The following is a 22,243-nucleotide window of genomic DNA, read 5'->3' as shown; positions in this document are numbered from 1 at the left end:
CGCCGGAGCCCGCAGTAAACGGACCAGCTATCCACGCAGAACAGACATCCGAACAACGCCCCCGCACCAACTGTCTACGAAGTCATGAGACATCAACTGTCCACGAACTCATGAGACATGAAGTGTCTACGAGGTCATGAGACATGACAAGCGCTCAATACGGCCCCTGCTGCTAGTTAGTTGGGAGTTAGGCGGTTGGCGTCTTGTTCCCGCGCTGCCGGAGCACGACGGCGGCTGCCGCGCCCAGCAGGAACAGCGCCGTGGCGGCGCCCACGGGGACCAGGAACGCGGTTGAATACCCGAAGTTCTGGGCGAGCTGTCCGGCGATGGAGGATCCGAGCGCGGTACCTGCCACGATGCCGCTGGCCAGCGCCGTCATGACCGTGCCGAGCTTTCCGGCCGGCGCCACAACGCCGCCGAGGGCGAATACCGTGACCATCAGCGGGCCGACAGGCAGGCCCAGGACCAAGAGCACGAGGACCATGGGCAGCGCCGTTGAGGGCAGCAACAGCAGCGGGGCCAGGCCTGCCATGAGGGCCGCGCACGCAATCCACCGGGCGTTCACCGTCAAGCGCCGGGGCCAGTACGCAACCGACAGGGCCGCCGCCGCGGAGCTCAGCCCCATGACGGCATAGAGCAGGCCAGCGAGCTCGGACGTGGCGAAGCTGGCCGAAAAGGAACTCAGGGAAGTCTGGGTCGAGCCGAAGAACGTGCCCATGCAGACCATCGCCAGCACGGGAAGGGCGATGGCGGTCAGGGTCCCGACGCGCTGGGACGTCGCGGCCGGGTCCGGGTGCCGTTCCCCCGCCGGGCGTGCGGCCGAGCCTCCAGCCGAACCCCCAACCGACGCCGGCGCAGTACGCCGCGGGGCGCGGACCACCGCGTGTTGCGTGGGGTGGACGGCGAAGGCAGGCACGAGCACGAGAGTCAGGGCCGCGGCGAGGGCCAGCGGAAGCCACGGCGCGAGCAGGCTCGCGAGGATGCCGACGAGGGCGGGGCCCAGCACGAAGGTCAGTTCGTCGGCCGTGCTCTCGTAGGACAGGGCGGTGTCGAGGTCGGCGGGGTGTGCGGCCTGGCATGCGCCGTCGGTCCGGGATGTCAGGGCCATCCAGCGGACCCGGGCCAGCGGTCCGACCTGCGGGCAGCTGGCCCCGGCCACGAAGGCCGCGGCCAGCACGGGGGCAGCGACGGCGAGGTCCTGCACTCCGGAGATGGCGTAGGCCGCAAGGATCAGGGCAACGATAGCCACGGTGTTGGCGATTGCGGACACGAGCAGGACGCCGCGCTGGCCGAACCGGTCCGCGAGCACGCCAAGGACCGGTGCACCCAGCGCGGAACCGATGCCGACGGCACCGGCCGCGGCGCCGCCTACCGCATAGGAACCCGTGACGGCGGTGACGAGGGTGAGGGCTCCGACAGTGAGCATGGCCAGCGGCAGGCGGGCGAAGAGCCCCAGCGGGATGAAACTGCGGCCGGCGAGCAGCGGCAGCCGCGCAAAACGGCCGCCCTTGGCGGGCGCCGGCAGTGTGCCGGTCGAAAGTGGGACGTCAAGAGGGGACGCCGCTGGAGACGGTGAAGGGTTCATGGTTTCCGGGTTCGCTCAGTAGTGCGCATCGTCCCTCCTCCCGATGCGCGCGACCCGGTAACAGATCAATGATACCGGCTCCGAATGGTAGATGGTTCAGACGGGTGCGTCGTCGCTGATGTGCAAGGTGGAGCCGTTGCGGCCCTTGACCACCTGGAGCTGGGTGCCGATGCGCTGCTTCATCTCCGCCACATGGCTCACGAGTCCCACGACCCGGCCGCCGTCCCGGAGGCTTTCGAGGGCGTCCATCACTTGCTCCAGCGCCTGGTCGTCGAGGCTGCCGAAGCCCTCGTCCACAAAAAGCGTCTCGATGTCCACGCCACCTGACTCGTGCTGCACGACGTCCGCCAGGCCGAGGGCCAGCGCCAGTGAGGCCATGAAGGACTCGCCGCCGGAGAGGGTGGAGGTATCGCGGCGCTGGCCGGTCCACTCATCGACCACTTCCAGGCCAAGACCTGACTTGGCGCCGCGGGCAGCCTTGGCGTCCGTGTGTTGCAGGGTGTAGCGGCCGTCGCTCATGCCGATCAGGCGTTCCGAAGCGGCGACGGCCACCTGCTCAAGCCGGGCAGCGAGGACATAACTGTTCAGGCTCATGCGGTAGGTGTTGTCTCCCCCGCCCCTGGCCGAGTCGGCTACCGAGGCGAGCATCGCCGCCCGTTCCCGCGGTCCGCGGCCGGCGGCAGCGAGGTCTGCGTAGTCGCCGGCGATGCGTCCGAGGCTGCGGACGGAGTTTTCCGCCAGCCCGGCCGCGAGGACAGCGTCCCGTGCCGTGCGTTCCGCTGCGGCGGACTCCGTCCGGAGTTGTTCGAGGGCGGCATCGCTGACGAGGTCCCCGGATGCACGTTCGGCGGCTGCCAGGGTGAGTTCCTCCCCGGCGAACAGTTCCTGGATCCTGGCGGCCTCGTCCTGGCCCGCCCGGATGGCGGCTTCAAGACTGTTGGCCTCCGGCGCCGGCAGCAGTGCTGCCCGCGCCGCCGTTTCGCTGGCAAAACCCGCCGCCGGAAGTGCGTGTTCCAACTGCTGGCGTGCCTCCGCCGTGCGGACACCCGCCTGCTCCATAGCGGACTGTGCGGCGTCGGCCCGCTCCAGGACCGCGGCCGTTCCGGCGAGGGCCGCGATCCGTTCATCGAGGCTCGAGTGGCTTGCCCGAAGCGTGGCCAGGGCGCCCTCGAGGCCCTCCGCCTGTTCCTCGACTTCGGCGATGGTCGATTGCGTCTGGGCAATACCGGCGGCGGCTTCGGCCTGCGCCCGCTCGGCGGCGGTGATGGCTTCCTCAACGGCTGCCATCCGGGCCCGGCTCGCGGCTAGCTCTGATGCCGCGCGTCCGGCGTCGTCCGCCCGTTCCCGGGCCAGGGCTGCGTCGGCGCGGGCTTCTTCACCAGGTGTGTTGCCGCCCTGCGCCGCCAGCACGGCGACGTCCTGCCGGGCCTCGGCGAGGTCGCGTCCGAGGACGGCGAGCGCCGCTTCCGCCGTGTCGCTGGCTTCCTGCGCTGTCTTCTCGGCCTCTGCGACCGCCAGAGCGGAATCCGCTGCCGGGGCCGGCTCCGGATGGTCCGGGCTGCCGCAGACGGGGCACGGAACTCCGGCGAGGAGGTGTGCGGCGAGCTCGGCTGCGGCGTTGGTGAGCCGTTGTTCGCGGAGGTCGAGCCAGTGCTGCCTCAAGTCCTGGTGTTCCTGCCGGGCCGCGGCGTGACGTTCCGCAATCGCCGAGCACGTGGCCTCGGCGGCGAGGTAGCGGCCGACGATGGCGACGAGTTCGTCTGCCGCCGTGGCCTCCTTGGTGCGCAGCTGGACTTCCGCGGCGAGCTCCTCGAGGGGGCGGATTCCGGCGGACAGGGCCGCCGATTCAGAGCGCAGGGCATCCAGGGCTGCGGCGCCGGTCCGCTGCCCGGTTTCCAGCTTTTCCAGCTGCAGGCGCAGCCGGGTGCCGCGGTCCAGGAGCGCGTCGAGCCGTGATTCATCGGGCAGACGTTCGGTGAGCACGGCACGCAGGGACCGCAGCCTTTCGAGGGCGGCCCTGAGGGCTGCGCTGTCGAACGGGGCGCCGCCGGACTCAGCAGCTGCCCCGCCTGCACTGCCAGCACCGCCAGCGTCTGCGTCGGTGAGTTCCAGCCCGGCCAGTTCGGGGTCCATGACGGCCGCGGACCGCAGCTGACGTGCGGACTCCAGCAGGGCCGTCCGCGCCAACCCCTCGGCGGCGGCGGCACTTTCGAGGGCCCGCAACTGGCCGCCGAGCACTTCGGCTTTCCGGTGCAGACCCAGCGTGACGGCCTTTTCCGCCAGGACCGGCGCGGCGGCGTCTGCGTCGATCCGGCGCAGTTCAGCCGCGGCCAGTTTGGCGTGGCGGGCTGCCCGCGCGTTGGCGGCTTCGAGCCGGGAGGCCTGTTCGCCGGCCTGCCGTTGGGCTTCCGTGGCTGCCGCTTGGCGTTCCTGCGCGGCGGCTGCCGCGGCGTCGCCAAGCCAGGCCAAGAGGGCATCGGGTGCGTCGCTGCCCGGGGCGTCCGCGGCGTCGAGTTCGAGCGCCGCGGTCTCGGACGCGGCCTGGGCCACCAGCAGCTCAAGCCTGCCATTGAGGGCGGCCACCTCCGCCTTAGCGGCCTGGGCCTGGCGGGTCAGTTCCTGTTCCACGGCTTCAAATCGCTGGGTGCCGAACAGGCTCTGCAGCAGCTCCAGGCGGTCGGCTGCCTTGGAGCGCAGGAACGCCGCGAAGTCGCCCTGCGGCAGCATGACCACGCGCGTGAACTGGTCCCGGTTCATGCCCAGGACGTCGGTGATTTCGGCCCCGGCCTCGTCATTCCGGCCGGATTTCTCCACCCAGGCGCCGTCGATGCGTTCGCGCAGCAGCGTGTTGGCCTGCTGGAGCGTGAAGCCGTTCTTGCCCCGGGTGCTGGGCTTGTCCCAGGCCGGCGAGCGGGAAACTTCGAAGTGACGGCCCTTGGCGGAGAACTCGCAGGTGACCCGCGGCTCGGCGGCTGCTTCCGCGTGGTCGCTGCGCAGCCGCTTGCCATCCTGCCGGGCCCCGGGCACCGATCCGTACAGGGCGAAACAGATGGCGTCCAGGACGCTGGTCTTCCCCGCCCCGGTGGCGCCGTTCAGCAGGAACAGCCCGTGTGCGCTGAGGCGGTCGAAGTCGATCCGCTCCGTGCCGGCAAACGGGCCGAAGGCGGAAATCTCGAGCCGGTGGATCTTCACTGGGATACCCCTTCCAGGCGCACGGCTTCGAGGGCCTCGGCGAGGACCTCTGATTCGGCGTCAGAAGCGGGCCGGCCCCGCACGTGTTCAAGGAATCCGCAGCAGACGGAGAGGTCGTCGTCGGCTTCGGCGAGCCGGCTGCTGTAGCTGGCCTTCGGCGCCGCGCCGGCGCCCTCGGGATCGAAGCCGAGCACCAGGGTGTCGGGGAATCGCGCCCGCAGCCGGTCCATGGCCTGGGCCGGGCGCGCGGCGTCCGTCAGTGTGATCTGGCAATAGGCGCCCTCGGCCCACGCGAAGTCCTCCGATGCCAGCAGGTCTTCCAGCTTTCCGCGCAGCACGGCGAGGGTGCGGGGCGCGTCCCAGAGGACTTCGTGGACCTCGCCGATCCCGGCGGCATCGACGTCCACGAGCCAGCCGCCCTTCCTGTGTTTCGCTTCGGAGAAGGAGTAGGCCAGTGGCGAGCCGGAATAGCGCACCTCCGGCGAGAGCGCCTGCCGACCGTGCAGGTGGCCCAGTGCGGTGTAGCCAAAGCCGTCGAAGAGATCCACCGGGACCGCTCCGACGCCCCCGATACTGAGGTCCCGTTCGCTGTCGGAACTGATGCCTCCGGACGCGAAGGTGTGGGCCAGGACCACCGAGTGGACGGTCCGGGCCGCGCCACGGCGGACCAGGTCTTCGCGGATCCGTCCGGTGGCAGCGCGCGTGACCTCGAAGTGGCTCGCGGTCCCGACGCCCAGTTGCTCGGCGACGAGCCGGGGCTCGAGCCACGGGATGCCGTAGATGGCCAGCACGGGGCCGGCCTCGTCCCCAAGCTCGTCCCCGGGCGGGTCCGCGGCGGCGGCAGTTCCCGCGGCGCCGGAGGTGCTGTCCCGAAGCGGAAAGAGCACCGGCTGGTCCAGTTCGTCCAGCCGGGTGCGCAGGTGCACTCCCCCGCGCTCGAGCAGCCGCGAGGCAAACCCCAGCCGGATGGCTGAGTCGTGGTTGCCGCTTGTCAGGACAACCTGGGCACCGGCCCCCGTGAGGCGCACCAGGGCGTCATCGAACAGTCCGACGACGTCGACCCCCCGGGAGCGCGCGGTCATACACGTCTCCGGCGATGAGCACGACGTCGACGGCCTCGTCCCTGACCGTCGTCACGAGCTGGTCAATGAAGTCGCGCTGGGCGTCCAGCATGCCGACGCCGTGGAAGGAACGGCCCAGGTGCCAGTCGGAAGTGTGCAATAACCGCATATTCCTACGGTATCGGCTGGCACTGACACTCTTGTGCCACCACCCCGTTAGGGTGACGGTGGTTACGGGTGCTTACTTGCCGCCCTTGCGGTCGAAGAAACTGCGCGCCTCGTCGTCGGCCGGGGCCGTGTCTTCGTCCCCATTCGCAACAACCCGTGCGGCGACCCCGGCGGGCTCAGCGGCGGCGGGCTTCGCAGCCGGCTCTGACTCGTCCGGCGCTGACTCGTCCAACTCTGCCTCGTCCAGCGCTGACTCGTCCAGCTCTGCCGCGTCCGGCCCCGCAGCCGGCTGCGCGTGCGACTGGGCGAAGCCGCGGAAAACGAGCCCGGCGATGGCCGCACCCACCACCGGCGCCACCCAGAACAGCCACAGCTGTCCCAGCGCGTCCGGACCGCTGAAGATGGCCGATGCCGTGGCCCGGGCCGGGTTGAACGGAACGTTGCCGACGGCCTGCCCCAGCTGCAGGAGCATCGCCGTCGTCAGGCCCACCGCGAAGGGGGCGGCCGCCCTGGCCGGGTTCCGGCTGGCTGTCGTGGCGAGGAAGACGGCCACGAGCAGGGCCGTACCGAGCACCTCCACGAGCAGGACGCCGGCCATGGGGACCTGGATGATCGAGTGCTCGCCGAATCCGGCGGTAACCGTCGCGAACGCGGCCTGGGAGTCATCGATTTTCGGCACGGTGCGCAGGACGCCGAACAGGGCGACGGCGCCGAGCACGGCGCCCACGAGCTGCGCGCCGAGGTAGGCTGCGGCGTGGGCGAGCCGGATCCGCCCGGCGATGGCATTGCCCACGGTGACGGCCGGGTTGATGTGGCCGCCCGAGATGTAGCCGACGGCGAGCATGGCCGCGGTCAGAGCCAGGCCCGCGGCCAGGGCTGCGGGCAGCGGGTTCGACTGCGGGATTGTGAACAGCAGCACGCCCAGGCCTGCCACCACGACGATCAGGGTTCCAAAGGCCTCGGCGGCCAGCCGGGCCACGAGTCCGGGCCGGGCTGGATCGGTGCCGGCTGGCTGGACGCCCACGGTCTCGGGGGCTGGCACAAGCAGGGTCATAGTCAGAAGGTCCTTTGCTGGTGGCGGCGCGCCCAGGGGCTTGAGTTGCACCGTCGCTGGGCGGCCGCCGGGTGGTGGTCCGGGTGCGGCGTTGGCCTGCCCGGAGGATAGCTCCGCGAGCAGTCTGCCAGCGCAGTCTGGATGTTCGCTGGATTGCGGCTCCACGGGCGGCGGGCGGCAGGCGGGCGGCGGCCGGCGGCCGGGCCGAAGGAGCAGGCAGGCCCGGGGTCAGTGCCCCAGTGCAACCGCGGCGACGGCGCTGGAGGCAAGGGCCACGACGGCGGCGGCGGCCCAGCGAAGCAGCGTTGCCGGCGGCGGCGCGGAGGACCGCCGCAGTTCCCGCCCGCGGACCAGTACGCACACGCCCAGGACGACGGTCGCCGCCATGGCGGCGAGCGCGCAGACCCCGAGGTAATCGACGGGACCCGGAGCGCCGCCCCGGGATGCCGCGAGCGCCCAGCTGCGCCAGATCAGCAGATCCGCCACGATGAGGGCCAGCAGGGTCCGGCGCCAGGCCAGGGAGGTCCGTTCGGGCTGCAGCCCGGGATCCCGCGCCGCCTCGGGGCTCACCGCGCCACCAGGAGCAGGACGGCGAACACGAGGGCTGCCGCCGCGACGCCGATCGTCATCACGAGCATCACTCCGGAGAACGGCAGCTCCCGGTTGTTCCGCATGGCCGCCTCCATGAGTCCCCACCGGTGGTAGGACAGGGCTGCCAGGCCCGCGCCCAGGAAGGCGAGGATCACGCACAGCACGATCCGTACCGGCCTGGGCGCAATCTCCGGGGCCAGCTGGTCAATCGCCAAGGCGCCGGCAATCAGGGCCAGGGACGTGCGGATCCAGGCCAGGAATGTCCGCTCGTTGGCCATGGAGAATCTGTAGTCGGGCGTGTTCCCGGTCTTCCGCCACGCTGGTTCGCGCATTCGATTCCTTTTACTTGGCTTGCTTCGCCCGACTCATGGACGGACCGCGGCTGCTGCACCTCAGAGCCGGGCGGGTCCTACCAGCACCCTACCGGCGTTCATTGGGCTGTGCGCGCGGTGCCGGGTAAATTTGAGACATGACGAACGAGCCCGGGACCACCCCCGCACCAGCCCACGCACCCGGCCCGTCAGACGCTCCGGCCCACGGCTCGCGGATCCACGGTTGCCTGCTGGGCGGTGCGCTCGGCGACTCGCTCGGCTACGCCGTCGAATTCGACGACATTGCCGCTATCCGCGCCCGCTTTGGACCCGGGGGTCTGCAGGATTTTTCCATGCTCGACGCCGGCAGCCGGTTCTCGGACGACACGCAAATGACGCTGTACACGACAGACGGCCTGCTCGAGGCGCTGGAATGGGCCAACGACGGCGTGTCCGCGGACATCAACGCATGCCTGTGGCTCGCGTACCTGCGCTGGCTGGGCACCCAGGGCGTCGCCGTGCCGGCGTCGGCCCCGGTCCAGCCGCCGCGCTGGATCGATGGCCAGGAGGTCCTGAAGAACCGCCGGGCGCCCGGTAACGCGTGCCTGAGCGGCTTGGCGACGGGCGAGATGGGGACCGTGCAGCGGCCGGTCAACCCCGATTCGAAGGGCTGCGGCACCGTGATGCGTTCGGCGCCGTTCGGCCTGATCCCCCACCTCGAGCCCGAGACGGTCTACAAGCTCAGCTCCGATGCCGCGTCGCTGACCCACGGCCACCCCGCCGCACGGCAGAGCGCCGGAGTGTTCAGCCTGGTGATCCATGGCCTGGCTACCGGACGCGGGCTGCGCGAAGCCGCGGAATCGGCCCTCGGACAGCTGCGCGGCGGCGTCCTGCGCAGGGGCGAAGGCCCGGACGCGGACGTCGTGGCGAGGCTGGAGGCGGCCCTTCGGCTGGCCGGCGACGCGCCCGGCCCGGGCGACGCGCTAAGCCCCGAGGACCTGGTCCGCGAACTCGGCGAGGGATGGGTGGCCGAGGAAGCCCTCGCCGTCGCGCTCTACGCCGTGCTGGCCACGGTCCCGGGAACCGGGACAGAATCAGCGACCGCGGCGGCCGCTGAGGAGCGCGCCGAGGCCCACTTCCGCGCGGCCATCGCCGTCGCGGTGAACCACAGCGGCGACAGTGACTCGACCGCGTCAATCGCGGGGAACATCCTCGGGGCGTACTACGGCGAGCAGTGCCTGCCGGCGGGCTGGCTTGCCGCGCTGGAGGCGCCGGAGCTCATCCGGGGCATGGCATCGCGGCTGGCCGCCGTCACCGGTTCGTAGCGCCACCGTCAGCGTCCCGGTCAGCGGGGCCCATTCAGCGGGTCCAGGTGAGCGGGTGCCGGTCAGCGGCACTCAGGCACTCAGGCGCGCCGGAGCGAGATGTTGTTGCAGGCCTCGCAGACGTCCTCGGGGATGACCCCGCGGCGCTGCAGGAAGCCGAAAATGGTGCAGCCGAGGCAGAACCCGGCGAATGCTTCAAGCGACGCAGCGACGACCAGCACGGCCAGCAGGATCCAGGCCGCCGGCGCGAGGCCGGCAGCCAGCAGCAGCGCCGCGGCCGTTGACACGGCGGCGCCGATGCCCTGCGCGAACCGCTTCGGCGGCCCGGGGACAAGCCGCTTCTTGCCCAGCAGTGGCGTCAGGACCTTGACCGAGAGCACGCCGAAGGGCGAAATCCGCGGGCCGAAGAGCACACGCAGCCAGAATCCGGCGGCGATGACCGCCAGCCCCCAGCCGAAGCCGGTCAGGAGCGTCACGAGGGAGAGCAGCACCACGAGGGCCGCGGTGATCCGCGCGGAGTACTCGTTCACGGGGTTCGGGAAGGCGAACACCTTGCCCCAGTCGATGCCGCGCTTGGACGCCACGGCGGGCGTCTGGGCATGCGTCAGTTTGCTCATCGGTCAAGGCTACGAGCGGGCGCGCCGAAGCGGGAATGAATGTTGCGCAGTGTGACTGCCGGACCGGTGTCGCTCCGGGCCGGCTGGGCACACCCCGGCCGGTTCAGGCGCTGCCGGCCGGCGTCACGCCGGTGTAGCGGCCACGTGCCCGCCGACCATCTGCAGGAATTCGCCCTCGGACAGGACTTCGATCTGCCGCCCGCGTTCGTGCAGTTCCAGCACGCGGCGCGCCTTGCCGGTGAGCCGGCCGGAGCGCAGGTCGGCGGCCACAAAGCCGTCGCCCACCACCAGCACGGTGGTGCGGGCCGTGACACGGCTTTCGGTCCGGGCGCCGAGCTCGGCCGAGCGGACCTTGGCCTCGGGCCGGGGAATCGCCAGTTCGCCAGTGAACACCACGGTCTGGCCGAACAGCGGATGGTCGGGACTGGCCGCGGCGTTGGGTGCAGGGTTGGCGCCCTCCTCCGGCCACCCGGCATTGAACGAACGGTTCGACGCCGTGGCTGCACTTCCCCCCGCCACCGCCTCCAGCGCGGCCAGGGTGGCTTTGGACAACGGGTCGCGCCGGGGGTCGAAGGCCGGCTGGTGCGACACGGCCATCCCCAGAGACAGATACAGTTCCCCAATGCTCGCGGCCCCGTTGCGGCCGGCGATATCGATCAGGATGCCGGCACAGGCACGCGCGTCCTCGGCCGCATCGTGGTGGTTGACCAGCGGCACGCCGGCCTCCTCGGCGGCGTACGGCAGCGAATTGGACACCAGGGAGTAGCAGCGGCGGGACAGCATCACCGTGCACACGTAGTCGTAGGCGGGACCGGGCAGTCCGGACACCTCCAGGCCTGAGCGGATCACGCCGAGATCGAACGCCGCGTTGTGGGCGGCCAGCACGTCACCGCCAATGAACGCCCCGATCTCGGGGAACAGTTCGCCGAAGCGCGGCAGGCCGGCCACCTGGTCCGGCCGGATGCCGTGGATCCGGACGTTGTGGTGATCGAAGGTGTCATGGCTTTCCGGCGGCCGCATGAGCCAGGAGGCCTCCTCGACGACGACGCCGCCGCGGACTTTGCTCAGGCCAACGGCGCATGGTGAACCTCGGAAGCCGTTCGCGGTCTCAAAGTCGATCGCCGTAAAGTCCAAACCCACGGCTCAACTTTAGCGCCCGGCGCCGGGACGTCCCGCACAGAGGCCGTCCAGTACCCTTAACTGGTGAACCCAATAGCAATGAGCGACCTCGCCGTGTCCGCCCTCGGCGGCGCCGGCCCCGTGCAGCCCCAGCTGGCCTCCTTACTGCCTGACTGGCTCAACCCGCAGGTGTTCCTGGCCAATCCGGCCTTCGCGCCCTGGGTGGTCCTGCTGGTGTGCGGCATCATCTTTGCCGAGACCGGACTGCTGATTGGCTTCTTCCTGCCAGGGGACTCCATGCTGTTCACGGCCGGGCTGCTCGTGGCCACCGGGACCATCCAGGTCAACATCTGGGTCCTGACGGCCCTCATCATCGTCGCCGCGATCATCGGCAACCAGGTCGGCTACCTGATCGGGTCCACGGCGGGACCTGCCCTGTTCAACAAGCCCAATTCCAAGCTGTTCAAGCGGGAAAACGTCGACAATGCCCATGCCTTCTTCGAAAAGCACGGCGGCAAGGCCCTGATCCTGGCCCGTTTCGTGCCGATCATCCGCACCTTCGTCCCGGTCATCGTGGGCGTCGCAGGCATGAGCAAGCGCAAGTTCTTCACCTACAACGTGATCGGCGCGGTGCTGTGGGGCGGCGGCGTCACCCTGCTCGGCTACCTGCTGGGCGACAAGGTGCCGTGGGTCAAGGACAACCTGGACATCATCTTCATCGCCATCGTGCTGCTCTCCGTGATTCCGATCGCCATCGAAGTGGTCCGCGGCATGATCGCCAAGCGGCAGGCCGAGAAGTACGGCACCGACGTCGTGGATGAGTTCATCGAGGAGCACGAACCGGAAGAAGAGCGCCGGACCCCATAACGCAGGACCCCACAGCGCAGGACCCGGCAGCACAGGGCTGTCGTAACAGCGCAACAGACGCATTAAACAAGGAAGGCGCCCCACCGCGTGGGGCGCCTTCCTTTGTGTCAGGTCTGGCTGGGCCGGCGCGGGGCCGCTACGTCCGGGCCAGGGCCTCGACGATGGCCGGCAGCAGCGCCCGGAACGCGTGGCCGCGGTGGCTGATGGCGTTTTTCTCCGCGGGCTCGAGTTCGGCGCAGCTGCGGTCCAGCCCGCTGGGCTGCAGGACGGGGTCGTAGCCGAAGCCGCCCTCCCCGCGCGGTTCGCGCAAGAGCACCCCTTCCAGCTGACCGTACTCCACCACTTCCCGGCCGTCCCCGGCCGGGGACGCCGGAACCGCCAGCGCCGCGGCGCAGACGAACGCTGCCCCGCGGTACCCGTCCGGCACGTCGGCCAGTTGCGCCAGGAGCAGGTTCAGGTTCGCGGCGTCGTCGCCGTGCCGGCCGGCCCAGCGTGCCGAGAAGATCCCGGGCGCGCCGCCCAGCACGTCCACGGACAGTCCGGAGTCGTCGGCAATCGCCACGAGCCCGGTGGCCTCCGCCACGGCCCGCGCTTTGAGGAGCGAGTTTTCGGCGAAGGTCACGCCGGTTTCGGCGACGTCGGGGGCCCCGACGGCGCCCGCGTCCACCACTTGGGTGTCGACGTCGAGCCCGGGCACCTGGCCGCGCAGCAGCTCCCGGAGTTCCCGGAGCTTGCCCTTGTTGTGGGTAGCCAGGACGAGCCGTGGGGCCGGGCTGCCGGCGGCAGTGCTGCCGGCAAGGGGCGCTCCCGCGGACGGCGCCTGCGTCACGGCGCTTCGGCCAGGGTGTCGCGCTGGATGGCGGCGAGCTGCTCCGTGCCCAGCAGCGCCAGGTCCAGCAGCTTGTTCAGCTCGTCGCGGTCGAAGGGGGCGCCTTCGGCGGTGCCCTGGACTTCCACGAACTTCCCGGATCCGGTCACCACGACGTTCATGTCGGTCTCGGCCCGCACATCCTCGACGTAGGGCAGATCGAGCATGGGCACCCCGTCGATGATGCCGACGGACACCGCGGCGATGGTGTCGATGAGGGGTTCGGCGTTCTTGCCGATCATCTTCTTCTCGCGGGCAAAGCGGATGGCGTCCGCCAGTGCCACGTAGGCGCCGGTGATTGCGGCGGTGCGGGTGCCGCCGTCGGCCTGCAGGACATCGCAGTCCAGCACGATCGTGATCTCGCCGAGGGCCTTGGTGTCGATGATCGAGCGCAGCGAGCGGCCGATCAGCCGGGAGATCTCGTGCGTGCGGCCGCCGATCTTCCCCTTGACCGACTCACGGTCGGACCGGGTGTTCGTGGCCCGCGGCAGCATGGCGTATTCGGCGGTGACCCAGCCGCGGCCCTCGCCCTTGAGCCAGCGCGGCACGCCCTCCGTCAGGGAGGCCGTGCACAGCACGCGGGTGTTGCCGAACTCGATCAGGGCCGATCCTTCGGCCTGCTTGGACCAGCCGCGGGTGATGCTGATCGGCCGCAGCTGGTCAGCGGTGCGGCCGTCGGCGCGGAGGACGGGGACAGTGGGAGCTTGGGAAGTCATGCCTTTAGCTTATCGACTCACCGGGTGTGCTAGACGGTGTAGTGCACCCCGGCGACGGCGACGGCCACGTCCTTGCCGAAGACTTCCTTTGCCTCGGCCATGACGGTGGTCGGGGAGGTCCAGACCGGGATGTGGGTCAGCAGCAGCCGCCGCGCGCCGGCGGCGACAGCGGCTTCTCCGGCCCGCTTGCCGGTCAGGTGGACGTCCTTGATCCCGTCGTCGCGGCCCTCCTCGAAGGCCGCTTCGCAGAGGAAGAGGTCGGCGTCGCGGGCCGCGTCCTCCAGGCCCGCGCAGGAGTCCGTGTCCCCCGAATAGCTGAGCACCCGCGTGACCGGGTTGCCATCCTTGTCCGGTTCGGTCACCTCGACGCGGAGCGCGTACGCCTCCTCCACCGGGTGGTTGACGGCGTACGGGGTGACCGTGAAAGGGCCCATGGTGACGGGCTTGCGTTCGGCCCAGTTGCTGAAGTCGAATTCCTCGTGCATCCCGGGGTCCAGGTCCAGCCCGTAGGCGGTGGCCATCCGGTCGGCGGTGGCGGCGGGCCCCCACACCGGAATCCGGCCGCGTCCCCAGCCGCCCGGTTTCCAGCGCACGGCCACGTGGAGCCCGCACAGGTCCATGCAGTGGTCCGGGTGCAGGTGGGTCAGGAAGATGGCGTCGATGTCCTCCAGGTCCGTGTAGCGCTGGATGGCGCCGAGCGCCCCGCTGCCGAGGTCCAGGACGATCTTCCAGCTCCGCTCGCCGTCGGTGGCGGTCAGCAGATAGCACGACGCCGGCGAGCCGGGCCCCGGGAAGGAGCCCGTGCAGCCCACGATGGTCAGCCTCACAGCAGGGATCCCCCGCCCGCGGCTCCGCCCACGAAGTTGGAGATCCGCGGCCGGCCCGAGCCGGCCCGGGCGGCGGCGATCATCTCCGGGGTGATCCGGGCAAGGCTGCCGGTGGGATACTGCGCCGCGACGTGGTCCACGTGGCGGACGCTGAGGACCTCGGGGCCAAGGAAGCGCCGGGCGAGGTGCTCGAACTGGGCGGCGTCGCCGGTGGCGATGAAGTTGTGCTCGGGGGCCGCGGCGTCCGTGCGCTCAAGGCCGCGGGACGCCAGGGCTCGGTAGACGTCCTTGGCCGTTTCCTCGGCGCTGGAGACCAGCGTGACGTCCTCGCCCATGACGAAGGAGATGACGCCGGTGAGCAGCGGGTAGTGGGTGCAGCCGAGCACCACGGTGTCCACGCCCGCGGCGATGAGCGGTGCCAGGTAGTCCCGGGCGACGGCGAGCAGCTCCGGCCCGGTGGTGATGCCGGCCTCCACGTAGGGCACGAACGCCGGGCAGGCCACGGACGTGATCTCCAGGTCCGGGGCAGCGGCGAAGGTGTCTTCGTAGGCGCGCGACCCCACCGTGGCCGAGGTACCGATCACGCCCACCCGGCCGGTGCGGGTCGCCGCGACGGCGCGGCGGACCGCCGGCTGGATGACTTCGATCACGGGAATCCCGTACCGGGCCGTGTAGCGTTCGCGGGCATCGCGCAGCACGGCGGCCGAGGCGGAGTTGCAGGCAATGGTCAGCAGCTTCACGCCGGAATCGACGAGTTCGTCCATGACACCGAGGGCGTTCGCCCGGACCTCGGCAATGGGCAGGGGGCCGTAGGGGCCGTGCGCCGTGTCGCCGACGTAAAGGATGGATTCGTTGGGCAGCTGGTCGATGATCGACCGGGCTACGGTGAGGCCGCCGACGCCGGAATCGAAGACGCCAATGGGCCGCGATCCCAATTCTGCTGCCGGCTGGGCGCCCCCGGGTCCGGTGGCGGTGCTGCTCGCTGGGCTGTCCGCAGCAGCCGCTGCCTGATCCGTACTCGATGCTGAAGTCATAATTATTCGAGGATAGGACAACGCCTGCGGGGCAGCCATCACATTGTGGCGCGCAACTCGTGTCTCATGGGTCACATTCTTGCGCTCAGTGGCGGGCGTCGAGGGAGTGCGCCATGGCCTGGACCAGAGACTCCTGCAGCCAGGTGGTGAAGTTATAGACCAGCGCGAGGTAGCTCTCGACGTCCTCGGCCTGGGACCAGTCCTGCATGAGGTGGACGTTGTCGGCGTCGGCGTCGTCGCGGATGTCGAGGCGTTCGGCCAGCACCAGCCGGACGTCGTTGAGCGCGGTGGCCCAGTGCCGGGCGTCGTCCGGGGTCAGCACGAGGTTCTCCCGGTCCAGGCTCAGGGCGGCAGCCTTCAGCGCCCCGATCTTGCCTTCGCGCAGCGACCGCTCGGTGTAGCGGCGGAACTCCAGGGAGGCGTCGTCGTCGTTCTTCATCACGTTCGGCAGCAGCCGGCGCAGGGCGCGGTCCGTGGGCTCGCGGGCCTCGGTGTCCAGGCCCACGAGGGCAGCCAGCGGGTCCTCGTTGGCGCGCACCTCCGGCTCGAGCATGGAGATGACGTCGTCGAACAGGCTGCGCAGCAGTTCCCGCTCTGCCGGTTCCAGATGGCCCCGGATTCCCTTGTGTCCGTATTTGAATGCCTTAGCCACGTTTGCCTTTGCCTTTGCCGGAACCGCTTCCGTCCCCGCCGGTGGCTTTTTCCACCGTGGCCCACAGGCCGTAGCCATGCATGGCCACGGCGTGCTGCTCCACCTGTTCCTTGCTGCCGTGCGCCACAATCGAGCGGCCCTTCTTGTGGACCTCCATCATGAGCTTGTTGGCCTTGGTCTCCGAGTAGCCGAAATAGCTGCGGAACACGAAGCTGACGTAGCTCATCAGATTCACGGGGTCGTTCCAGATCACGAGGTTCCAGGGGATGTCCGGGGCGGTCAGGACGTCGGTGGACGTCACTGTTCCTGTCTGGGTGCTCTCCCGTGTGTCCGGGCCGAGGGCAACGCTGAGGGTCATCTGTCCATTCTATGGGGATGCTGGGCCCACGCCGGCGAGGGCCCCGCGGCGAAGCGAAGCGAGACGTGGGAGGCGGTGGGTGGGCCCACGCCGGCGAGGGCCCCGCGGCGAAGCGAAGCGAGACGTGGGAGGCGGTGGGGACTAGAGTGAATTTGTGAGTACCTCCGCTGGCTGGGACCGTCCCCGCACGTCCCTGTATACCGACCACTACGAGTTGACGATGCTGCAGGGGGCTTTGCAGTCCGGGGCGGCCCACCGGAAATCGGTCTTTGAGGCCTTCGCACGGCGGCTGCCGGACGGGCGCCGCTACGGGATCGTGGCGGGCACCGGCCGCCTGCTCGAGGGGATCACGAATTTCCGCTTCGGCGCACCCGAGCTGGACTACCTGCGCCGCACCAAGGTCGTGAACGACCAGACCCTGGAGTACCTGGCCGATTACAGCTTCTCCGGCGACATCTGGGGGTATCCGGAGGGTGAAGCGTACTTCCCGAACTCCCCCGTGCTGATCGTGGAATCGACGTTCGCCGAGGCCTGCATCCTGGAGACGTACCTGCTCTCCGTGCTCAACCACGACTGCGCGATCGCCTCGGCCGCTTCCCGGATGATCTCCGCGGCCGGAACCCGCCCGTGCATCGAGATGGGGTCGCGGCGGACGCACGAGGAGTCCGCCGTTGCGGCAGCCCGGGCAGCGGTCATTGCCGGGTTCGACAGCACCTCGAACCTGGAGGCCGGATTGCGCTACGGGCTGAAGACGGTGGGCACGGCCGCGCACTCCTTCACCTTGCTCCACGACTCCGAGCGCGAGGCCTTCGAGGCCCAGATTGCCGCCTTCGGGCCGGGGACTTCGCTGCTGGTTGACACGTACGACGTCGAATCGGCCGTCCGCACCGCCGTCGACCTCGCCGGGGACAAGCTGGGCGCGGTCCGGCTGGACTCCGGCGACCTCGTCGCCCAGGCCCAGTGGGTGCGGCAATTGCTCGACGAGCTCGGCAATGACCGCACCAAAATCGTGGTGACCTCCGACCTCGACGAATTCGCCATCGCGGCGCTGCAGTCCGCACCGGTGGACTCCTACGGCGTGGGCACGTCCCTGGTGACCGGCTCCGGCGCCCCGACGGCAAGCATGGTCTACAAGCTCGTCAGCCGCACCGACGACGCCGGCGAGTTCACCCCGGTCGCCAAGGCCGCCAAGAACAAGGCCAGCAAGGGAGGCCGCAAGTACGCGCTCCGCAAGCTCAACGAACGCGGGACCGCCACGGCCGAAATCGTGGGCGTCGGCCACCACCCGGAGGACGACGGCAACGACCGCCCGCTGCTGCGGCAGTTCGTCAAGAACGGCGAGCTCCTGCCCGGGTGGACCGGCCCCGAGGGGGTCCAGCGCGCCCGCCGGCGCCATGCGGAGACCATGAGGGAGCTCCCCGCGGTCGTGAACCGGCTGCAGCGCGGCGAAGCTGCCATCCCCACCATCTACGAGGAGGACTAAATGTCCCGCGCCCTGATCATCGTTGACGTCCAAAACGATTTCTGTGAGGGCGGTGCCCTGCCCGTCGCCGGCGGGGCCGGCGTCGCCGGGGAGATCAGCGAGTATGTTGACGCGCACCATGGCCAGTTCGACCACATCGTGGCCACCCAGGACTGGCACATCGATCCGGGAGCGCACTTCTCGGACGAACCTGACTTCGTGGAGAGCTGGCCGCCGCACTGCGTGGCGCGCACCCGGGGGGCGGAACTGCACCCTGATCTCGATCCGGAGTACATCCAGGCGTACTTCCGCAAAGGCCAGTTCGCCGCGGCGTATTCCGGCTTCGAAGGCCTCCTGGCCCCCGACGACGACGTCCCCACCGGCGACCGGAAGCCCGGCGCCATGCCCGTCCCCGGCGCCGAAGACGCCGATAGCTCTGAGGGGTCCGTTTCCGGCGAGGATGCGATCGGGCTGGACGACTGGCTGCAGAGCCACGACGTCGAGGATATCGTGGTGGTGGGGATCGCCACCGATTACTGCGTCAAGGCGACCGCCCTGGATGCCGTCCAGGCCGGCTACTCCGTCACGGTGCTGCGCGGCCTCACGGCCGGAATCGCCGAAGACCTCGACGACGCCGTGGCCGAGATGGAGCTGGGCGGCGTCGATGTCCTTTGAACCGGCCGCGGCAGTAGACTCGAAATCCTTGCCATACCGCCAGACTTGCCATATTGACAGACCCGTAGAACCCCGGAGTACACCATGAAGAAGACCCTGACCGTTCTCATTGCCGCCGGAGCGCTGCTCGGCGCCGCCGGCTGCTCAGCCTCGCCGCAGCTGAGCAACGCCGAAACCTGCGCCCGGGTCAAGACCGTGGTCTCCGCCCAGTCGGCCACGTCCGACAAGGCCGGCATGACCCGGGTCGCCAACCAGTTGAGGCCCATCAAGGCGTCGGCGTCCGACGACCTCCGGGCTCCGCTGCAGACCATCATCGAGTACTTTGACGAGTCGGCCAAGCCCAGCCCGGACACGGCCAAGCTCGCGAACATGAAGGCCGGCTACACGCAGGCGGGCCAGACCTACGGCCAGATCTGCGGCTCCGGCGGCCAATAAAGCCGGCTCAAGACCAGCAGAGCGGCATAAAAAATGGGACCAGGATGACCCTGGTCCCATTTTTTGCTGCGCGCGTCTTTCGAACCTGCCTGCGGCTACTTCCGCCCGATGAACCAGTCCTGCAGCTTCCGCAGACGGGTCTGCAGCTGCTCCTCGTTGGCCTGCGCGACGGCCGGGCCGCCGCAGACGGTGCGGAGTTTGGTGTGGATGACCCCGTGCGGGGTCCCGGTCCGGGCGGACCACGCCGCGACGTTCTTGGCCAGTTCCGTGCGCAGGTCCATGAGCATCCGGTGGTCGGGCACGGCCGGGGCCGCCGCCTCGGTGGTGGCCGCCTGCGGGGCGCGCTTGTTCTTGCGGTTGAGCTGGTCGTGCTGGCGCTGGCGCAGCAGGGTGCCCACCTGCTCGGCGTCGAGCAGTCCGGGGATTCCAAGGAAATCGAGCTCGTCTTCGGAGCCCACCTCGCCGCCGGTGCCGAACTCGCCGCCGTCGAAGAGCACGCGGTCGAAGGACGCCTGGGAGTCGAGGGCTTCGAATTTTCCCTTCATGAGCGAGTCGGAGGCCTTTTCCTCACGGTTCGCCTCGTCCATGAGCGAGTCTTCGGGGTTGAAAAGGCCGTCGCTGTCTTCCTTCTCCGGCCGGTCCAGGGCATGGTCCCGCTCGGCCTCCATGGAGTTGGCCAGGGCCATCAGCTGCGGCACCGAGGGCAGGAAGACCGACGCCGTCTCACCGCGTTTGCGGGCACGCACGAAACGGCCCACGGCCTGGGCGAAGAACAGCGGGGTGGACGTCGAGGTGGCATAGACGCCGACGGACAGCCGCGGAACGTCCACGCCTTCGGACACCATCCGCACGGCCACCATCCAGCGCTTCTCGCTGGCGGTGAATTCCTCGATCTTGCTGGAGGCCTTGGCGTCGTCGGAGAGGATGACGGTGGGCGATTCGCCGGTGATCCGCTTCAGCTGGCCGGCGTAGGCGCGGGCGTCCTCGTGGTCGGTGGCGATGACCAGGCCGCCGGCGTCCGGGACGCTGCGCCGCACTTCGCTCAGGCGCTTGTCCGCCCCGGCCAGGACGGCGGGGATCCATTCGCCGGCGGGGTTCAGCGCGGTGCGCCAGGCCTGCGAGGTGATGTCCTTGGTCACGGCCGACTCGCCGAGCGAGGCCGCCATTTCGTCGCCGGCGCTGGTGCGCCAGCGCATCTGACCGGAATAGGCCATGAACATGACCGGGCGGACCACGTGGTCCCGCAGGGCCTTGCCGTAGCCGTAGGTGTAGTCGGCCTTGGAGCGCCGGATCCCGTCCCGGTCCTCCGCATACTCCACGAACGGGATGGGCGAGGTATCGGAGCGGAACGGGGTGCCGGTCAGGGACAGCCGGCGGGCCGCGGGGTCGAACGCCTCGCGGAGGCCGTCTCCCCAAGACAGCGCCTCGCCGCCGTGGTGGATTTCGTCCAGGATCACCAGCGTCCGGGCGGCCTCGGTCTTGGCCCGGTGCAGCATGGGCTTGCTTGCCACCTGGGCGTACGTGACGGCGACGCCGATGAACCCGCGGCCGTGCTGGCCGTCGGCGTTCTTGAAGTTCGGGTCGATCGCGATGCCGACTCTGGCGGCGGCGTCGGCCCACTGGCGCTTCAGGTGGTCGGTGGGCGCCACGATGGTCACGCGGTTCACGACGCCGGACTCGATGAGCATGGAGGCCACCCGCAGCGCGAAGGTGGTCTTACCGGCGCCGGGGGTGGCGACGGCGAGGAAATCCTTGGGATGGGTGCTGAAGTAGCTGTCCAGCGCCTCCTGCTGCCAGGCGCGCAGTTTCGGGGCGGTGCCCCAGGCGGCCCGTTCGGGATAGGCAGGGGGAAGCGTGGGTCCGCCGAAGAGTGTCTCTGTCACTGGGGCGCCCCCCATCCGCGCATGGCTGCAGCCGACGGAGAAACCCAATTAAGCACAAAAACACCAATCTTTTCGGATGGACCGTAAGGCGGAAACCGGACAGCATGGACCGGAAAGCGGAAGAACAGGATGAAGGCGCCAAACCGCGGCAGTGCCGCCGGGCGCCGTCGGGCCAGGCCGCGGGCCAGCGCCTAACGGATCCCGTGCGGGCCGTTATTGGACGTTACTTGTCGCCGGAGCCCTTGCCGCCGTCGTTTCCGGGGCGCAGGCCCTCGTAAACTTCCTTGCACTCGGGGCAGACGGGGAACTTCTGCGGGTCACGGCCCGGTGTCCAGACCTTGCCGCAGAGGGCGATCACGGGTTCACCGGTCAGCGCGGATTCCATGATCTTTTCCTTGCGCACGTAGTGCGAGAAGCGCTCCCGGTCACCGGGCTCCACTTCCTGGCGCAGTTCCTCGCGCTCGATCGTGGCCGTTGACGTCCCGGCTCCGGAGAGCTCACGCATCGGGTCGTTTTCGAGAGGATCGGTCATGCTAGTCATGACACCCATCTTAGCCGTTAGAAGCGCGCCGCCGGACCTGCCGGATCAGGACGGCGGTCCTGCGGAAGGTTCGAAAGCGGCACCTAAAGGCCCTGCCAGGCGGGTTTGTGGTCGTAGCTGTGGCGGTAGTAATCGGCCAGCCGGAGTGAGGACGCCGCCGCCTCGTCGACCAGGATGCTGGCATGCCGGTGCAACTGCAGCACGGAGGCGGGGCAGATGGCGGCGACCGGCCCCTCGGCGAGGTCCCGCACGGCTTGGGCCTTCTGCGCGCCCGTGGCGACCAGCAGGACGTGGCGGGCGTCCAGGATGGTGCCCAGGCCCTGGGTCAGGACGTGGTGGGGCACCTCGGCCAGGCTGCCGAAAAACCGTGCGTTGTCCCGGCGTGTCTGCTCAATCAGGGTCTTGATCCGGGTCCGGGAAGCCAGGGAAGAGCCGGGCTCGTTGAACCCGATGTGGCCGTCCGTTCCGACGCCGAGCAGCTGCAGGTCCACTCCCCCGGCGTCGCAGATGCTGTCTTCATACCGCTGGCAGGCCGCGGGGATGTCCGTCGCCGCGCCGTCGGGCACGTGGACGTTGGCCGGGCTGACGTTCACCCGCGCCGTGAATTCGCGCGCGATCACCTCGCGGTAGGACTGGGGATGGCCCGCCTGGAGTCCCACGTACTCGTCCAGCGCGAACGCCCGGGCCTGGCTGAAATCCAGGCCGTCGCGCTCGTGCCGCAGGGCCAGCTCGGTGTAGATCGGCAGCGGGGTGGAACCGGTCGCCAGGCCCAGGACGGCGTCGGGCTTGCGGCGAAGAAGGGCCTCCACCGCATCCGCTGCCAGCGATGCGATCTGTTTGCTGCCGGGAAGGATGACAACTTCCATGATCCTGCCTTTACTGGCTTACCTGGTGTTCGGGGA

The 22,243-nt window shown here is 69.7% G+C and carries 21 protein-coding genes and 1 pseudogene; 5 read left to right on the top strand and 17 right to left on the bottom strand.

Annotated elements, in window-relative coordinates; all coding sequences use genetic code 11:
* Nucleotides 1-187: 187 nt before the first annotated feature.
* The 6 genes and pseudogenes from AB4Y72_RS18160 to AB4Y72_RS18135 all read right to left on the bottom strand — a co-directional run bounded on the left by AB4Y72_RS18160 (nucleotide 188) and on the right by AB4Y72_RS18135 (nucleotide 7,983).
* Nucleotides 188-1,585 carry an MFS transporter gene (locus AB4Y72_RS18160; protein WP_441427530.1) on the bottom strand — a complete coding sequence of 466 codons (1,398 nt, stop codon included), beginning with the start codon at nucleotides 1,583-1,585 and terminating at the stop codon, nucleotides 188-190.
* Nucleotides 1,586-1,681: 96 nt separating this feature from the next.
* Entirely contained in the window at nucleotides 1,682-4,777 is a 3,096-nt protein-coding gene (locus AB4Y72_RS18155) for an AAA family ATPase (protein ID WP_441427529.1), read from the bottom strand.
* Nucleotides 4,774-6,007: pseudogene (locus AB4Y72_RS18150) on the bottom strand (exonuclease SbcCD subunit D). The gene AB4Y72_RS18155 and the pseudogene AB4Y72_RS18150 overlap by 4 nt, the downstream one beginning before the upstream one ends.
* A gap of 72 nt (nucleotides 6,008-6,079) precedes the next feature.
* Entirely contained in the window at nucleotides 6,080-7,060 is a 981-nt protein-coding gene (locus AB4Y72_RS18145) for an MIP/aquaporin family protein (protein ID WP_441427528.1), read from the bottom strand.
* Nucleotides 7,061-7,288: 228 nt separating this feature from the next.
* A complete protein-coding gene (locus AB4Y72_RS18140; RefSeq protein WP_441427527.1) occupies nucleotides 7,289-7,630 on the bottom strand; it encodes a DUF202 domain-containing protein in 342 nt (113 codons plus the stop codon).
* On the bottom strand, nucleotides 7,627-7,983 hold the full coding sequence (locus tag AB4Y72_RS18135; protein WP_441427526.1) for a YidH family protein: 357 nt from the start codon (nucleotides 7,981-7,983) through the stop codon (nucleotides 7,627-7,629). Before AB4Y72_RS18135 ends, AB4Y72_RS18140 begins: the two co-directional genes overlap by 4 nt.
* A gap of 137 nt (nucleotides 7,984-8,120) precedes the next feature.
* Between AB4Y72_RS18135 and AB4Y72_RS18130 the strand changes: the two genes are divergently transcribed.
* Entirely contained in the window at nucleotides 8,121-9,287 is a 1,167-nt protein-coding gene (locus AB4Y72_RS18130; RefSeq protein ID WP_441427525.1) for an ADP-ribosylglycohydrolase family protein, read from the top strand.
* 80 nt (nucleotides 9,288-9,367) lie between these two features.
* On the opposite strand, the gene AB4Y72_RS18125 is transcribed toward AB4Y72_RS18130, so the two are convergent.
* Together AB4Y72_RS18125 and AB4Y72_RS18120 are read right to left on the bottom strand one after the other, a co-directional pair.
* Nucleotides 9,368-9,904, bottom strand: coding sequence for a DUF4395 domain-containing protein (locus AB4Y72_RS18125; protein WP_441427524.1), 537 nt, complete (start codon nucleotides 9,902-9,904; stop codon nucleotides 9,368-9,370).
* A 123-nt stretch (nucleotides 9,905-10,027) separates the two neighbouring features.
* A complete protein-coding gene (locus AB4Y72_RS18120; RefSeq protein WP_441427523.1) occupies nucleotides 10,028-11,044 on the bottom strand; it encodes an exonuclease domain-containing protein in 1,017 nt (338 codons plus the stop codon).
* 78 nt (nucleotides 11,045-11,122) lie between these two features.
* Between AB4Y72_RS18120 and AB4Y72_RS18115 the strand changes: the two genes are divergently transcribed.
* A complete protein-coding gene (locus AB4Y72_RS18115) occupies nucleotides 11,123-11,890 on the top strand; it encodes a VTT domain-containing protein (protein ID WP_441427534.1) in 768 nt (255 codons plus the stop codon).
* 136 nt (nucleotides 11,891-12,026) lie between these two features.
* On the opposite strand, the gene rdgB is transcribed toward AB4Y72_RS18115, so the two are convergent.
* The 6 genes from rdgB to clpS form a co-directional block, all read right to left on the bottom strand.
* Nucleotides 12,027-12,719, bottom strand: a complete 693-nt coding sequence (gene rdgB / locus AB4Y72_RS18110) for an RdgB/HAM1 family non-canonical purine NTP pyrophosphatase (RefSeq protein WP_441427522.1) — start codon at nucleotides 12,717-12,719, stop codon at nucleotides 12,027-12,029.
* Nucleotides 12,716-13,474: a ribonuclease PH gene (gene rph / locus AB4Y72_RS18105; RefSeq protein WP_441427521.1), complete on the bottom strand. Its 759-nt coding sequence runs from the start codon at nucleotides 13,472-13,474 to the stop codon at nucleotides 12,716-12,718. The genes rdgB and rph overlap by 4 nt, the downstream gene beginning before the upstream one ends.
* A gap of 29 nt (nucleotides 13,475-13,503) precedes the next feature.
* The gene (locus AB4Y72_RS18100) at nucleotides 13,504-14,301 is read right to left on the bottom strand and encodes an MBL fold metallo-hydrolase (protein WP_441427520.1); all 798 of its coding nucleotides are present in this window, start codon (nucleotides 14,299-14,301) and stop codon (nucleotides 13,504-13,506) included.
* Nucleotides 14,298-15,335, bottom strand: a complete 1,038-nt coding sequence (gene murI / locus AB4Y72_RS18095; protein WP_441427519.1) for a glutamate racemase — start codon at nucleotides 15,333-15,335, stop codon at nucleotides 14,298-14,300. Before murI ends, AB4Y72_RS18100 begins: the two co-directional genes overlap by 4 nt.
* 85 nt (nucleotides 15,336-15,420) lie before the next feature.
* Nucleotides 15,421-15,987, bottom strand: coding sequence for a DUF2017 domain-containing protein (locus tag AB4Y72_RS18090; protein ID WP_441427518.1), 567 nt, complete (start codon nucleotides 15,985-15,987; stop codon nucleotides 15,421-15,423).
* Entirely contained in the window at nucleotides 15,980-16,345 is a 366-nt protein-coding gene (gene clpS / locus AB4Y72_RS18085; RefSeq protein WP_441427517.1) for an ATP-dependent Clp protease adapter ClpS, read from the bottom strand. The genes AB4Y72_RS18090 and clpS overlap by 8 nt, the downstream gene beginning before the upstream one ends.
* 154 nt (nucleotides 16,346-16,499) lie before the next feature.
* On the opposite strand from clpS, the gene AB4Y72_RS18080 reads away from it, so the two are divergent.
* The 3 genes from AB4Y72_RS18080 (at nucleotide 16,500) to AB4Y72_RS18070 (ending at nucleotide 18,917) form a co-directional block, all read left to right on the top strand.
* On the top strand, nucleotides 16,500-17,828 hold the full coding sequence (locus AB4Y72_RS18080; protein ID WP_441427516.1) for a nicotinate phosphoribosyltransferase: 1,329 nt from the start codon (nucleotides 16,500-16,502) through the stop codon (nucleotides 17,826-17,828).
* Nucleotides 17,829-18,482 carry an isochorismatase family protein gene (locus tag AB4Y72_RS18075; protein WP_441427515.1) on the top strand — a complete coding sequence of 218 codons (654 nt, stop codon included), beginning with the start codon at nucleotides 17,829-17,831 and terminating at the stop codon, nucleotides 18,480-18,482.
* Nucleotides 18,483-18,566: 84 nt separating this feature from the next.
* Nucleotides 18,567-18,917, top strand: coding sequence for a hypothetical protein (locus AB4Y72_RS18070; RefSeq protein WP_441427514.1), 351 nt, complete (start codon nucleotides 18,567-18,569; stop codon nucleotides 18,915-18,917).
* 95 nt (nucleotides 18,918-19,012) lie between these two features.
* Here AB4Y72_RS18070 and AB4Y72_RS18065 read toward each other — a convergent pair whose 3' ends face one another.
* The 3 genes from AB4Y72_RS18065 to nagB form a co-directional block, all read right to left on the bottom strand.
* Entirely contained in the window at nucleotides 19,013-20,800 is a 1,788-nt protein-coding gene (locus AB4Y72_RS18065) for a DEAD/DEAH box helicase (protein WP_441427513.1), read from the bottom strand.
* 223 nt (nucleotides 20,801-21,023) lie between these two features.
* Entirely contained in the window at nucleotides 21,024-21,341 is a 318-nt protein-coding gene (locus AB4Y72_RS18060) for a DUF3039 domain-containing protein (protein ID WP_370122952.1), read from the bottom strand.
* 83 nt (nucleotides 21,342-21,424) lie between these two features.
* Nucleotides 21,425-22,207 (bottom strand): glucosamine-6-phosphate deaminase, encoded by a 783-nt coding sequence (nagB, locus tag AB4Y72_RS18055; RefSeq protein WP_441427512.1) that lies wholly within the window; start codon nucleotides 22,205-22,207, stop codon nucleotides 21,425-21,427.
* Between the last annotated feature and the right edge of the window lie 36 nt (nucleotides 22,208-22,243).

The sequence above is a fragment of the Arthrobacter sp. YAF34 genome (genome assembly GCF_052113245.1).
Lineage (GTDB): Bacteria > Actinomycetota > Actinomycetes > Actinomycetales > Micrococcaceae > Arthrobacter.
The sequence above is the reverse complement of the archived record's forward strand: the minus strand, read 5'-3'. Positions and strand labels throughout refer to the sequence as shown.